Below are 13,982 nucleotides of genomic sequence, written 5' to 3' on the forward strand. Positions count from 1 at the left end.
GATATATCAACAAATAAAGAAATAAAAACCAACTTTACAGGGAAACTTCACAGGTAACCCTGTCAATATGAGCCTGTAAAATTTCTTTGGCTCTTTCCTTATCACCGTCCAAAATGGCCTGAATCAAAAGTACATGCTCTTCATTAGCCCGACGAGCCTGACTTTCCCCAAGATGGCGAATCAAAAATATCCTGTCTTTTATGTTATTGTAACTTTCTATCAAAAACGTGTTTCCAGAAGCACTAACAATTAGATCGTGAATGTCATCATCCAGGCGATCAAATTCTGGATTCTTGACTGCAGGCCAATCCCGGGAGAGACAGCGTTCAAGCAAGAAACGCAGTCTATCTTTATCTATGCAATCAAAATAAGATTCCAGACAGTAAAGCTCGTAAAGCTTGCGCACTTCCATGATTTCCCTTACCTCTCGCGGAGTGAAAGAACGCACAAAGAACCCTACTCGGGGCTTGCGCACCACCAGACCCTCATCAACCAGCTGCTTGAGTGCGTCTCGAACCGGCATAACACTCGACTCAAACTCCTCTGCCAGTTTACGAGGGTTTAACTGCTCTCCAGGCTTACGTCGAGCAAGAAGGATTTCTTCCTTAATAATGGCATAAATCTGCTCTGCAATACTTTCACGAACCAGCTTCTGAGGACCCATATTCTCAGTAAACACCCTTTATTAAAAGAACATCATATCTGATATATTAGTTTAGTATTATAGGCCACATCTGTCAACAAAAGCTTCCTATCTCTTTTTCAAAAGCCACAGATCCTGGCTATCCCAAAAAACTTCAACTTTAAAACCGCGAACCCTAAACCATTGTAGAACCGCCATCAATATTGATCACACTTCCAGTCATAAAAGAAGCTTCGTCACAGGCCGCAAACAGAATCGCAAAAGCTATTTCTTCCTCTTTCCCCAATCTCTTCATGGGGATTCTCGCCACCATTCTCTGTAACATCTCGTCAGGATTTGGAGAGGCCTTGATACGTTCAGCAAGTCCCTGGGAATAAGTAGTAGCCGGGCAAACAGCGTTTACTCTTATGCCATAATCCACATAATCAACCGCTAAAGATCGGGTCAAACCCAGCAAAGCCGCTTTGGAAACACTATAAACACATCTACGAGGGATACCTATTAAGCCGGCTTCGGAAGAGACATTGACTATTACTCCTCCTCCACGTTTTTTCATCTCCTGAACTGCATACTTGGAAAGTAAAAGCGGCCCCTTCACATTTACTGCCATCGTCTTTTCAAAATCCTCCTCAGATGTCTCCTCTACATTCCCATAGGGCACCACTCCCGCATTGTTAACCAGAATATCCAGACCTCCAAAAACACGCACCGTCTCCTCGACTATCTTCTGAGCCTCCGTCGATACGTCACCAGCGACAAAAACAGCCTCGTTCCCTTCACTTTGAATTAGTGTTACGGTTTCACTTCCTCGTTCCAGAGAAATATCGTTTACTGCCACTTTTGCGCCCCTCTTTGCAAACATTATCGCTGTTTTGCGCCCTATCCCGGAACCAGCTCCAGTAATCAGTACAACTTTATCCTGAAAGTTCATGCTCTAACCCCCTATCCAAATATAAGGTTTGGAATTATCAACACCAGCTGTGGGAAAAAGATCAACAAAATGATCACCGCTACGGTAGCCACAAAAAAGGGCAAGGAAGCCCGGGTGTACTCCTCTACAGATGCATCAAGAATAGAACAGCCAGCATACATCGACGCACCCACTGGAGGAGTTTGATTGCCCATTGCTGCTGAAAGAATAAACATTAAACCAAAATAAACTGGATCTATGCCAATTTTGCGAGCCACAGGCAGAAAAACAGCAGTGGTCATAAGTATCAAGGCAGTAGCATCGATAAAAAGGCCAGCAAAAACCAGGAAAATCACAATAGTCAAAAGCAACAAATGGGGATTGGTGGTAACCCCGAGCAGGGTGTTGGCCATAACCTCGGGAATCCTCTCCCAGACCAGGCCGTAACTGAAAATCGCCGACATGACGATGATATACATAACACTCCCGATATCACCGATAGAATGCTCAAGAGTCTCGTTAAACATGGTTCTCACGTTTAACTCACGATGTAACAAAAAACCTATCAGCAAACCATAGATTACGGCAAACGAACCCACTTCCGAAGGGGTAAAAATACCAGTTCGCAAACCAAGAATCAAAAGCACCGGGAAAATAACTGACCAGACGCTTCTCGAAAAAGCCTTTGCCATGGCACTTGCCTGGGCTCGCTTTTCCCTTTCCGGCTGCAAGCCCATTCTTTTTGCAGAAACCCCTATGGCAAACATATAAGCCACCATCAAGAGAACCCCCGGGACAATACCCGCCGCAAAGAGTCTACCAATTGAAACCTGACCAATAGTTCCATAAATGATGAAAGCAATTCCCGGAGGAATAATTGGGGTAATCAGAGAAGTCCATACATTCACTGCCACTGCAAAACCTTTGGGATATCCTCTTTTAATCATCTCCGGACCAAGCATGCGAGTCTCCATAGCAGCATCTGCAATACTGGACCCAGAAACACCACCCATGAGAGTGGAAAGAACAGCCGAGGTTTGACCCAGACCACCCCGCATGTGCCCGGTAAGGGTAGAAGCAAAATCCATCAATCTTCTGGTAACCCCGGCACTGTTCATAACATTTCCCGCCAAAATGAACATGGGAATGGCCAGCAAGGTAAAGCTCTGGGTTTGAGAGAGTGAAACCTGAATGGGTATGGTAATAGGGAGGTCTAAATGCTGCAAAAACCACAAAAATCCGGATATGCCTATTGCAAAAGCTACAGGCATTCCCAAAAGAAGAAAAACCACAAAGGCAATTATAACTACAAGCATTGCCAATCCTCCTCTAAGCCCTGGTAGCTTCTCGTAAATTCAAAAATTCGCTTCTGATCTTCAAAAGGCCAGTTCTAAACATTAGTGCCGCACCCACCGGTACACTGAGGGTGACCCAGGTGTAGCTAAAACCCGGTATGCCCACAAAAGTCCTGAACCGCGTGGTATAAGAAAGGTAAGAACCCCAAATCACCAGATAAACCAAAAAAGCCATTATTATGAAATAGTTGATGAGCCTGAAAAGCCTCTGCGTTCTTTTCGGAAACCTTTTGACAAAGAGATCTACCCTCATCATTTTGTTCTCTCTCCAGGCTACATCAACCGCAAAAAAACAGGCCCAGGCAAACATGAAGGTACTGATATCCACAGCCCAGTTGATAGGGTAATGAAGGAAACGGGCAATGCCCGAAGCAAAAACCAGGACCACCATGGACAAAACCAAAACCTTCGCAGCATTTTTCTCAAACTTGAGAAGATAGAAATCGATTTTATGCACCACCAACCACCCCTCAAAAAACACATTCTGGCTAAATGCCAAAGGCCCAACCTGAAAGGTTGGGCCTTTCCACAGCAAAGCATTTGAATGCCAACTCAAAACAAGCTACCACCGTTTGTATACATTTTCCTTTCAGCAATTTATCCATTATCACCCTGCTTCGCTTCCACAAGACACACACTTAAAATCAAACACTCTCCATTCATTCCCCCTTAATTGCTTCCATAAGCGCGTTTCGTGCCTCAACCAAGTTGAGCTTTTCGTACGCTTTTTCTGCTGCCTTCATAAAAGCTTCCTTATCAACATCAGTGATAACCTGAAGACCCTTTTCAATGGCCTGCTGCTTAAAAGCTTCTTCGAGTTCCTGCATTATTTTAAGCGAGGTCTCCACGCCAGCTTTATCACATTCTTCAACCAGAATCTGCTGGTATTCAGGCGGCAAGCTGTTAAACCATTTAGAGCTGACCACCTCAAAGTTAATCAGCAATATGTGCCCTGTTTCCGACATGTATTTCAAAACTTCGTAAAGAGAGGCAGCAACAACATTAGCATATACCAACTCAGCACCATCAACCGCCTTGGTCTGCACGGCTGTATAGATTTCTCCAAAGTTAACTGCTACTGGTTGTGCTCCCAAGGCACGGATGGATTCTTGCCAGACAGGTGCTCCCGGCGTTCTGATTCTCAAACCTTTGAGATCCTCGGGAGTTCGAATGGGTTTATTAGTTATAAAATGCCGGTAGCCCTGAACCCACATGAAGGAAAGCACCTTAAAACCGTATTTCTCCTCGAGATCCCTAAGCCACTTCTTCATGACTTCCGATTCTTTGATCTTTCTGAGTGTTTCCATAACTTCTTCCGGTGTCTTAGCACCCATGAAATCAATGAAGTAAGCTGCATTCATAACTGCAATCTCAGGTACATACATACCCATTCTCGCTGAATCAGTGTTTTGACCAATGTTTGCCCCCGCCCTGATTTGTTCCAGAATATCTTCCTCGACTCCTAACTGTGCGCTGTGATATACTTCGATTTTCAAATCGCCATTGGTCCGTTCTTCAACAGCCTTGGCCCATTTCAAAAAACCCTCATGATAAGGTTCGGTTGCACCCAAAACATGGTTAAATTTCAAAACATATTTGGGAGCAGCCATCGCTAAACCCGCAAGGAGAAAGCAAACAAAGGTTAAAATAACCAGTACCGAAATCCATTTGAAACTTTTCATGAATAACCTCCCCTTCTGACATTTTTCAGTAATGATTTTTTGCTAACTGTCACCAGCATTCCTGGCCCGTAAAAAATCCTACACTGCAATACACATCAAAGCTTTTCAAAGAGTCAGCACCACCCCCCAAACCCAAATTGATTTACTATCCAATATCTGATATATCATAACCAGAGCAAATAAAAAATCAACAAAACTCTTTACCTGTTTTTATCTACTAAAAAAGTACCTTATTTAAGAAACATTGTCAATGTTCCAAATTACATTGAATAGCATCAACTTATTGAAGGTACATTTTTTAAAATCTTCTCTTCCCTTTTATGCTTCTCGCCCTTACTTACCCAGAAGGCATAGCGCGGTTATTTTTCTTCCTTGCAGCACAGGAACCCAGGATATTTCTTGGAACGGGGTTTGGAAGCTAAAGCGTAGAAATATCAATGACTCTCCCATAACCAGGAAGACATGAGATTTTTCCAGAAACACGAATCCTCTGACCGACCTTACCCCACCTTAATTCGTTTACACAAATCGGCAACAATCCATGCTAAAATGACATTGAGGGGAAATCTTATCTTGAAAAGGAAACTATGCCCCTTTAAAACCCAAAAAGCCGGAAGAACATGCAGGAGAACCCACGAAATACCATAAAATAGTATGGAATGCAAAAGTTCTCGATGGGCACAGTAGTTAAAGGGCAAAGCCGGCGACTATTTTCAGCTGGGTGTTGGTGATTCTACCATGACTTTTCCAAAGGATCTTGAATTCAACTCAGAGTTCATGAAGGCCCTGGAGATTATGGAAAAAAGCCAGCAGTCGGTCTTTATCACCGGCCGGGCAGGAACAGGAAAGTCAACTCTTTTACAGTATTTCAGAGGAAACACCAAGAAAAGCCTGGCTGTACTGGCACCTACCGGAGTGGCAGCCATTAACGTTCGGGGGCAAACTATTCATTCTTTCTTTCGGTTTCGCCCTGACGTAACGCTGGATGTGGTGGAATCGCTGAACCCAGCTAACCGGGAACTGTATAAAAATCTCGACACTATTGTAATCGACGAAATTTCCATGGTTAGAGCTGATCTCCTTGACTGTGTTGATACTTTCCTGCGTCGCTTTGGCAAGAAACCTGGCAAAGTTTTTGGTGGCATCCAGATGGTATTCATCGGAGACCTATATCAACTTCCACCAGTGGTAAAACCAGGCGAAAAAGTTCTTTTTCAAGAACATTACCAGAGTCCTTATTTTTTCAGCGCTCGATCCTTTCAGGAGGCTCACCCTGCTTTTGTAGAATTGGAAAAAATTTACCGCCAGCGTGATGAGCAGTTCATTGGTATATTGAATCGGATTCGGAACAATACGGCAAGCGAAGAAGACTTGAAGCTCCTCAATAAGCGAGTCATTCCTGGGTACACTCCAGAAAAAGAGGAATTCGCAGTTTATATTACAACCACTAACGAAAACGCACGAAAAATCAACCAAAAAAGGCTGGAGATGCTTAAAGGAAAAGAAAAAGTGTACGCGGGCACTATAAACGGGGACTGCTCAGTCGCAGACTTACCAACCGACCCAAATCTGCGGTTGAAAGAGGGTGCCCAAGTGATGTTGCTCAACAACGACTCTTCAGGGCGGTGGGTCAACGGAACCCTTGGTCAGATAGTTGATTTTCAAAAGCAAAAAACAGGAGAAGCGATAGTCCTTGCTCTCAAAAACGGTGAACTGGTTGAAGTAGAACCATATACCTGGGAGATGTTTGAATTTTACTACGATAGACAGGAACGTCGTATCAACACCAAAAAAATCGGCTCCTTCACCCAGTACCCCCTGCGACTCGCCTGGGCAATTACCATTCACAAAAGTCAGGGACTCACCTTTGACCGGGTAATTATTGACCTTAGTAGAGGAACATTCGCTCATGGACAGCTTTATGTGGCGCTCTCTCGCTGTAGGACTTTAGAAGGCATTGTTCTTCAAAAACCCGTCCGAAAAGGTCACATCCGTATGGACAAAGCAGTGGTTCGCTTTCTCACTGAGTACCAATACAAAATAGCAGAAGCAAACTTGCCGCTTGAAAAGAAAGTTGCCCTTCTTGAAGAGGCACGAGAAAAAGGAAAGACACTGGAAATAGTGTATTTGAAAAGGAGTGACGAAAAAAGCCGCCGGATTATTACCCCCCTGGAAATTGGAATCATGCGTTTTCAGGGAAAAGAGTTTCTGGGCTTGCGAGCATTCTGCCAGACAAGGGGCGAAGAGCGTACCTTCCGGATAGACCGTATTCTATGGCTCCAATATCCAAAAAGAGCGGGGGAAACCCCTTAACCATCGCCCGAGATACAAGGGAACACCCGCCAAAAACCACATCCCGCTTTTCGTCTTTTCCAACCGCTCGATGTTTTGCAAAATATTTCGGCACTTAAGGTCGGTAGCTTCTACTTAGCTATAACGGGGGAATAAAAAACTGAAAATTATTCTTACAAATTCATAAATATGATGGGGTGATTGTCTTGAAGCTTTTAGCAATAGCGACTATCTTTGTTGCCCTCTTTCTAACTCAACACGCTTGGGCACAGGGTTGGTGTTCACGTATAAGCTACGAAAACGCTACCTTTGCCGGGGGTTGCTTCTGGTGCATGGAAAGCGTTTTCGAAGAGTTACCTGGCGTAATAGAAGTTGTCTCAGGATACACAGGAGGCCACAAAGAAAATCCAACTTATGAGGAAGTATGTTCAGGCACCACTGGACACTTCGAAGCAGTAAGAGTGACCTACAATCCCCAGCAAATATCCTACGAAGAACTTCTGCAAGTTTTCTGGAGAAACATTGATCCTACTGACCCGGGAGGCCAATTCGTGGACCGAGGACCACAATATCGAACAGCAATCTTTTACCACAACGAAGAACAAAAAGAACTTGCAGAAAAATCTAAAAAGGAACTGGAACAATCCGGTAAATTCTCCAAGCCCATCGTGACTGAAATCCTGCCTGCCTCCATTTTTTATCCAGCAGAGGACTACCACCAAGACTATTACAAAAAGTGCCCAGTCCACTATGCAATATACAGCGCTGGTTCGGGACGCAAAGAGTTTAAGGAAAAGTACTGGAATAATGAAGACTCTACAGAGAAAAAATATCTCCAGTTTCGCAAGCCTACCGAAAAAGAACTACGCCAAAAGCTCACTCCTCTCCAGTATGCCGTAACTCAGGAAAATGCCACTGAACCCCCTTTCCAGAATGAATACTGGAATGAAAAACGTGAGGGAATATATGTGGATATAGTTTCTGGAGAACCCCTTTTTAGCTCTCTTGATAAATACGATTCAGGAACTGGATGGCCCAGTTTCACCAAACCGCTGGAACCTGAAAATATAATTGAAATTCCTGATTGTAGTGCAGGAATGAACCGTGTTGAGGTACGCAGCAAATACGCCGATTCGCATCTTGGCCATGTCTTTAACGACGGACCACCACCTACAGGCAAGCGCTACTGTATTAATTCTGCTGCCCTGCGTTTCATCCCTAAAGAAGACCTTGAAAAAGAGGGATACGGCGAATATCTAAAGCTGTTTGAAAAAAAGTAGGTGCTCTTAAGCAACCAAAGATTTCCAATTTTCTAACCTCAAACTATGAAACAAAACCTGGTAGAAGAAGAAAGAATACAGTATTTGAACCATTCGCCTATCCGCCATAGGGGTGATTACCTACTTTACTGGATGCAAGCCTCCCAAAGAGCAGAATGGAACCATGCTCTTGAATATGCCATTTTGCAGGCTAACATACTCCGGAAGCCTCTCCTTGTTTTCTTTGGACTCGCCACTGATTTTCCAGAGGCTAATCAACGACACTACCAATTCATGCTGGAAGGCCTAAAAGAAACCAGAGCAAAACTTATCAAACGAGGAATTAAAATGGCTGTCAAAATTGGCTCCCCAGATACTGGTGTCGTAGAAGCAGCGAAAAGGGCTGTTCTCGCCATCGTGGACCGCGGTTACTTGCGCATTCAAAGAACATGGCGCGAGCAAGCTGCGAAAAATCTACCTTGTCCCCTATGGCAGGCAGAAAGCGAAGTTGTGATTCCTGTGGAGGTAGCGTCTGACCATGAAGAATACGGAGCATATACCTTGCGACCCAAAATACGCAAATTACTCAAGCGCTTCATGCGACCAGTTGAAGAAATACAACCCGAATTTAGTTCTCTGGATCTACGACCATTCGAGTGGGAAACTGAGCTATCAAATATTGAAGATCTGATCAGAACTCTACCCATCGACAAAACAGTTCCCCCCGTGAATTTGAGAGGGGGTACCGAAGAAGCAAAGAGAAAGCTAAGAGTTTTTGTGACACAAAAATTGCCCTACTATGTAAAGTGGCGCAACGATCCCACTAAAAATGTACTTTCTGAAATGAGTCCCTATCTTCATTTTGGGCAAATTTCCCCGCTTTTCATAGCCCTGCAAATTGTAAACGCTGATTGCGATGAACCCGCTTCTCAGGAAGCTTATATAGAAGAACTCGTTGTACGTAGAGAACTTGCTGCAAATTTCGTATTCTATAATTCGAGCTATGACTCCTGGAATGCTCTTCCCAGCTGGTCTCAGAAAACGCTTACAAAACACAGCAAAGACCTCAGGAAGTACCTTTATTCCATAGAAGAGCTTGAACACGCAAAAACCCATGACCAGCTCTGGAATGCCGCACAAAAAGAACTGCTATTAACCGGTAAGATACATGGCTATGTTAGAATGTACTGGGGTAAGAAGATACTGGAATGGAGCGAAACACCGCAGGAAGCTTTTCGTATAGCTTTGTACCTCAACAACAAATACGCGCTGGACGGGCGAGACGCTAATAGTTTTGCAGGGGTAGCTTGGTGTTTTGGCAAACACGACCGAGCTTTTTCCGAACGACCCATTTTTGGAAAAGTACGATACATGAGCTTAAACGGCATGCAGAGAAAGTTCCCGGTACACCAATACATCCAAAAAGTAGAAAATTTAGCCCACCAATTAGAAGGGTGATTTCAACCCTTAACGGCACCCGCAGTAAGTCCCTGTACCAGGTGCCTCTGTACCAGGGTAAAGAAAAACACTACAGGAAGACAGGTAAGCACACCCCCTGCAGTCAGCAAATCCCAACGAATAATGTATTCTCCCATGAAAGAATGCAAACCAACTGGAAGAGTGCGAGCAGCAGTATCCGAAGTGAAAGTAAGTGCATAAATAAACTCATTCCAGGAGAAGATGAACACATAGGTTAATGAGGCAACAATGCCCGGTGCTGAGAGAGGCAAAAGCACATAACGAAAAACCTGCCAGCGGTTTGCTCCATCGATGGTTGCTGCCTCATCGAGCTCCCGGGGTATAGAGTTCAAAAAACCGGTCATCAACCAGGTGGTAAAAGGAAGAGCAAATGTGCTGTGAGAAAGTATTAGCGCAAACGGAGTGTTAATTAAACCCAAGCTTTTCACTATAAAGAAGAGCGAGAGCACCAGCAACACAGCGGGAAACATCTGACTAACCAGAAAAAACGATAGGAGCTTGCGCCTACCCAGAAAATCGAAACGTGAAAAAGCGTAGGCTGCAGCAATTGCAGCACTGCCAGAAAGAAGTATGGTGCCCCCAACAACCAGCAAACTGTTTACGAAATAACGAGAAAAGGGAGTGGTCTGGATTAGCAACCGGTAGGCAGAAAAAGTAGGCTTGGATGGGAAATAGCGTATTGGCGAACTATAAAGCTCGTCCTGGGGTTTAAGAGAAGTATTAAACATCCACAAGTAAGGAAAGAGAATAAAAGTAAGCCATAAAACTACAAACAGCACAATCATAAAAGAAGCTTTTCGATGTCTTCGGGAAGTGGAAAAAGCTTTTTGAAGTTTCTTTTTAAGCAATAAACATCTCCTCCTTCTCTCTTCCCTGCAAAATACGCAAGTACACCCCAATAGCAACGATTAGAAAAATGGCTTGAAAAACTGCTATAGACGCTGCCTCGCCCACCCTCAACCTTTTGTAAGCAGTAATGTAAGCAAGGAGCGGCATAGTCATACTGCTATAACCTGGACCACCTCCAGTCATAATTAAAATAAGATCCATATAATTGGCAGTCCAGATCAAGCGAAGCATAGTGGTAATAATAATGGTGGGCATAATTAAAGGTAAAGTAACATAAAAAAATTGCTTGACTCTTCCTGCTCCATCGATATAAGCAGCTTCATAGAGTTCTGCAGGAACATTTTGCATGGCTGCCAGTAACATTACTGCAAAGAAGGGGGCTCCCTGCCAAACGTTGGCTATAATAACTCCCCAGAGTGCAGTGTTAGGCTGTGCAAGCCAGGGAACATAGCCGCTTAGAATCCCAAAACGGGTCAGCAGGTCATTGATCACCCCATAGTTTCCGTCGAGCATCCAGGTCCACATGAGAGCCACCAGCACACTGGACGTGGCCCAGGGAATAAGAGTTAAACCGCGAACCAGTGCCCTACCAGGAAACTTGCAACGCAAAAGCAGCGCTCCGAACAAGCCCACTACAAATTGAATAGAAACACAACCACCAATCCAGATTAGTGAGTTTAAAAAAGCTCGATAGAAAACTTCATTCTTGAACATCCTCAAGTAATTATCAAACCAGACCGGTTTCGCCAAATCTGGACGCAAAAGAGAAACCTTAAAAAAAGAAAGGCGCACTGCTTGAAAGAGAGGATAAGCAACAATCACTATCATCAAAGCAAAAGCAGGAGTAAGAAGAAGGAGCGGCAAAAGCCACCGCTCCTTCCGCCCCATAACCATAGGCATTTTTTAGCGCTCCTTCAGGGCCTCTGCAATGGCGTCCAGCATTTCTTTACTGGAAATTTCTCCAAGTAATGCTCGTTGCATATTCACTTGCCACACACTGGCTGCAACATAACCAACCCCAGGTAGTGGTGGCCAAGTGATAGCAAAGTCGGCTGCTTCGAGAGAAATCCTGAAAAATTCATTCTGGTTATAATAGTCCATCGCGGCTACAGATTTTAAAACCGGTAACTGCCCGTTTCGGGAACGACTCCAGCGGTCCATCTGTTCAGTCTCAGTAATCCAGGAAAGAAACTTAAATGCTGCATCCTTTACTTTTGAAGTGGCAAAAATAACGTTGCCACTCATGGTAGCCATAGTAGCTGGGTTAGCAGGATCCGCAACCGGAATGTGCGTTACTCCTAATTTGTCTCCCAGGGCCTCAGTCATGATTACCGAAGAGCCTACATGGTGGGCAATCATGGCCGTAATACCAGCCTTAAATGCCCCAGTAATCCGGGCATAATCATCGGTGGGAGCACTGGGCGGAGCCACTTTGTACTTGCGGTAGAGGTCAATATACCATTGATTCACTGCAACTGCTTTCTCAGAATTAATGACAATATTTCCCGCTTCGTCAACTACTCGCGCACCTCCTGCAACCATAAAAGCTAACCACTGGTCCTGACCTCCGCTACCTCCCCGCAGCCCAAAACCATATCGATTAGCTTCGGGGTCGGTCAAGGTCTGAGCTGCCTTTAAAAAGTCATCAAAGGTCACTGGGGGTTTCAATCCTGCTTCCTGAAACCAATCCTTACGATAGTAAAGGTAGAAAGTGATAAATTGATGGGGCATCATGTAGATCTCTTCTTCTCCAGGTATTTTCCCCGTATTCCAGAGGTTGGGAATTACATCGTCCTTACCTGGCCAATTCGCGATATACCCAGAAAGAGGTTCCAGTAAACCCGCCTCGTGAAATTCCCCCAACCACCAATCTTTAAATCGTGCCACATCGGGGCCTGCTCCAGCACTTAAAGCAGTAACCAGTTTATCATGATAATCCTTAAGAGGAATGTTTTCGATTTCCACTTTGATTTCTGGATTGGCAGCGTTAAACTCTTCCACCATTTCCCATACAGTGCGATCCGTGGGGTCATCAAGCCACATCCAGTACTTCACTACTTCCTGAGCAAAGGCCGGAACCATAATCAGAAAAACCACTACGAACATCCCAATAAATAGAACCTTCCTCCGCATGGTATTCACCTTCCTCCCTAAGGTTTTACTAACAAAATAGGGAATTCGCCCTGACCGCAAATTATCAGCCACCACCTCCTTATCCTTTCACTCCACAGGAACCACGAATGACCAGCTGAGGCTTAAGGCGCACACTCTTTTCCGCAACACTACCACGTTCAATCATCCTGAAGAGCATATCAGCAGCCAATCTGCCCATCAAATACTTGGGTTGTTCAACCGTGGTGAGTGGAGGGTCAAGAAAAGCACAGAGAAAAATGTTATCATACCCTATGAGAGAAATATCCCGAGGCAGAGAAAGGCCGCTCTCCTTTATAGCTTTCATAGCACCAAGCGCTACTAAATCGTTATAAGCCAAAATAGCCGAAGGCTGCATCTCCTTTTTTAAAAGACGCAAGGTAGTAACATATCCACCCTCAATGAGTGGTGGGTTAAAGCTCAAAAGTCGCTCATCAATTTCCTTGTTCTGCTCAGCAAATGCTTTTCGAAAACCCTTTTCACGCCACTTGCTGGTTTGAGCATTAGCCGGACCATTAATCAAAGCAATACGGTCGTGACCCAAATACAGGAGGTAACGGGTAGCCAGATAAGCACCCTCTTCATAATCCGCAACAACATGAGGAACACCCTCTACTATCCGATTTATAGTTACACAGGGAATACCTTTTTCAAAAGTACTCCTAATATATTCTTCTTTAATTCTCGAAGCGCCAAAAATAATGCCTTTAACATTTTCTTTGTGAAGAGTCCTCAAATAATGCTCTTCTCGTTGGGGGTCCTCACGAGTATTCCAGAGGCTAACACTGAAGCCGTGCTCAAAAACAGCATCCTCTACTCCATGCACTATCTCGGGAAAGAAGGGATTAGCGATGTCAGTAATCATCAAGGCAATGACTTTGCCTACTCGCTTTCTAAATGAACGGGCAGGTCGATACCCGAGTTCTCTTGCCACTTTCCAGACTTTTTCTTTTACCTGTTCTCGCACACTATCGGTACTATTCAGCACTCGCGAGACAGTGGCTATCGAAACTCCGCTTCTACGGGCTATCTCTTTCAAAGTAGGCCGCACCAAAGTGATCACCTGAAATAATTCTACCCTTTTTTCTGATAAATATAAATATTTTCTGAAAATTTTTTTGTTTTCAAATAATTTTCAAAATTTACAAACAAAGAGCACGGTATTCACGACTTATGTTCCACCATCGCGTATTCTGATTGTGGCTCGTACCCAGGACGCCCCTCTGCAAACATTTCGGGTCAAATGCTTAACAATGTAGGCTAAAGATAGAAAGGGTTCTAAAAAGAAGAAAGCCAATCGAAAAAGAAACAACTTTTCAGGAATGGCCCAAAAACAACGCGATGTCTAATATCCACTGTTTT

General features: G+C 44.3%; 12 protein-coding genes. 3 read left to right on the plus strand and 9 right to left on the minus strand.

What is annotated here, in order from left to right; translation table 11 throughout:
• Nucleotides 1-34: 34 nt before the first annotated feature.
• The 5 genes from ACKTT1_RS08970 to ACKTT1_RS08990 all read right to left on the minus strand — a co-directional run bounded on the left by ACKTT1_RS08970 (nucleotide 35) and on the right by ACKTT1_RS08990 (nucleotide 4,590).
• Entirely contained in the window at nucleotides 35-664 is a 630-nt protein-coding gene (locus ACKTT1_RS08970) for a GntR family transcriptional regulator (RefSeq protein WP_369018707.1), read from the minus strand.
• Between the two features lie 154 nt (nucleotides 665-818).
• Nucleotides 819-1,574 (minus strand): SDR family NAD(P)-dependent oxidoreductase, encoded by a 756-nt coding sequence (locus ACKTT1_RS08975; protein WP_369018706.1) that lies wholly within the window; start codon nucleotides 1,572-1,574, stop codon nucleotides 819-821.
• An 11-nt stretch (nucleotides 1,575-1,585) separates the two neighbouring features.
• Nucleotides 1,586-2,869, minus strand: coding sequence for a TRAP transporter large permease (locus ACKTT1_RS08980; RefSeq protein WP_412709312.1), 1,284 nt, complete (start codon nucleotides 2,867-2,869; stop codon nucleotides 1,586-1,588).
• A 13-nt stretch (nucleotides 2,870-2,882) separates the two neighbouring features.
• A complete protein-coding gene (locus ACKTT1_RS08985; RefSeq protein WP_369018704.1) occupies nucleotides 2,883-3,365 on the minus strand; it encodes a TRAP transporter small permease in 483 nt (160 codons plus the stop codon).
• 202 nt (nucleotides 3,366-3,567) lie between these two features.
• Nucleotides 3,568-4,590 carry a C4-dicarboxylate TRAP transporter substrate-binding protein gene (locus ACKTT1_RS08990; protein ID WP_412709313.1) on the minus strand — a complete coding sequence of 341 codons (1,023 nt, stop codon included), beginning with the start codon at nucleotides 4,588-4,590 and terminating at the stop codon, nucleotides 3,568-3,570.
• A gap of 738 nt (nucleotides 4,591-5,328) precedes the next feature.
• Between ACKTT1_RS08990 and ACKTT1_RS08995 the strand changes: the two genes are divergently transcribed.
• From ACKTT1_RS08995 to ACKTT1_RS09005, 3 genes are all read left to right on the plus strand, one after another.
• Nucleotides 5,329-6,903: an AAA family ATPase gene (locus tag ACKTT1_RS08995; protein WP_412709314.1), complete on the plus strand. Its 1,575-nt coding sequence runs from the start codon at nucleotides 5,329-5,331 to the stop codon at nucleotides 6,901-6,903.
• A gap of 311 nt (nucleotides 6,904-7,214) precedes the next feature.
• Entirely contained in the window at nucleotides 7,215-8,162 is a 948-nt protein-coding gene (gene msrB, locus ACKTT1_RS09000) for a peptide-methionine (R)-S-oxide reductase MsrB (RefSeq protein ID WP_412710577.1), read from the plus strand.
• 45 nt (nucleotides 8,163-8,207) lie between these two features.
• Entirely contained in the window at nucleotides 8,208-9,599 is a 1,392-nt protein-coding gene (locus ACKTT1_RS09005) for a deoxyribodipyrimidine photo-lyase (protein ID WP_412709315.1), read from the plus strand.
• A gap of 2 nt (nucleotides 9,600-9,601) precedes the next feature.
• Here the strand turns inward: ACKTT1_RS09005 and ACKTT1_RS09010 are convergent, their stop codons facing one another.
• The 4 genes from ACKTT1_RS09010 to ACKTT1_RS09025 form a co-directional block, all read right to left on the minus strand.
• Complete coding sequence (locus tag ACKTT1_RS09010; RefSeq protein ID WP_412709316.1) at nucleotides 9,602-10,468, minus strand: carbohydrate ABC transporter permease; 867 nt, start codon at nucleotides 10,466-10,468, stop codon at nucleotides 9,602-9,604.
• Entirely contained in the window at nucleotides 10,461-11,369 is a 909-nt protein-coding gene (locus ACKTT1_RS09015) for a carbohydrate ABC transporter permease (protein ID WP_412709317.1), read from the minus strand. Before ACKTT1_RS09015 ends, ACKTT1_RS09010 begins: the two co-directional genes overlap by 8 nt.
• Before the next feature lie 3 nt (nucleotides 11,370-11,372).
• Entirely contained in the window at nucleotides 11,373-12,602 is a 1,230-nt protein-coding gene (locus ACKTT1_RS09020) for an ABC transporter substrate-binding protein (protein ID WP_412709318.1), read from the minus strand.
• A gap of 79 nt (nucleotides 12,603-12,681) precedes the next feature.
• Complete coding sequence (locus ACKTT1_RS09025) at nucleotides 12,682-13,683, minus strand: LacI family DNA-binding transcriptional regulator (RefSeq protein ID WP_412709319.1); 1,002 nt, start codon at nucleotides 13,681-13,683, stop codon at nucleotides 12,682-12,684.
• Nucleotides 13,684-13,982: the final 299 nt, after the last annotated feature.

The sequence above is a fragment of the Atrimonas thermophila genome (assembly GCF_045864955.1).
GTDB lineage: Bacteria > Atribacterota > Atribacteria > Atribacterales > Thermatribacteraceae > Thermatribacter > Thermatribacter velox.

Excerpts from the sequence above, each read along its gene's own strand:
- ACKTT1_RS08970 (WP_369018707.1), bottom strand. The coding sequence starts at position 664 with ATGGGTCCTCAGAAGCTGGTTCGTGAAAGTATTGCAGAGCAGATTTAT.
- ACKTT1_RS08975 (WP_369018706.1), bottom strand. The coding sequence starts at position 1,574 with ATGAACTTTCAGGATAAAGTTGTACTGATTACTGGAGCTGGTTCCGGG.
- ACKTT1_RS08980 (WP_412709312.1), bottom strand. The coding sequence starts at position 2,869 with ATGCTTGTAGTTATAATTGCCTTTGTGGTTTTTCTTCTTTTGGGAATG.
- ACKTT1_RS08990 (WP_412709313.1), bottom strand. The coding sequence starts at position 4,590 with ATGAAAAGTTTCAAATGGATTTCGGTACTGGTTATTTTAACCTTTGTT.
- ACKTT1_RS08995 (WP_412709314.1), top strand. The coding sequence starts at position 5,329 with ATGACTTTTCCAAAGGATCTTGAATTCAACTCAGAGTTCATGAAGGCC.
- msrB (WP_412710577.1), top strand. The coding sequence starts at position 7,215 with ATGGAAAGCGTTTTCGAAGAGTTACCTGGCGTAATAGAAGTTGTCTCA.
- ACKTT1_RS09005 (WP_412709315.1), top strand. The coding sequence starts at position 8,208 with ATGAAACAAAACCTGGTAGAAGAAGAAAGAATACAGTATTTGAACCAT.
- ACKTT1_RS09015 (WP_412709317.1), bottom strand. The coding sequence starts at position 11,369 with ATGCCTATGGTTATGGGGCGGAAGGAGCGGTGGCTTTTGCCGCTCCTT.
- ACKTT1_RS09020 (WP_412709318.1), bottom strand. The coding sequence starts at position 12,602 with ATGCGGAGGAAGGTTCTATTTATTGGGATGTTCGTAGTGGTTTTTCTG.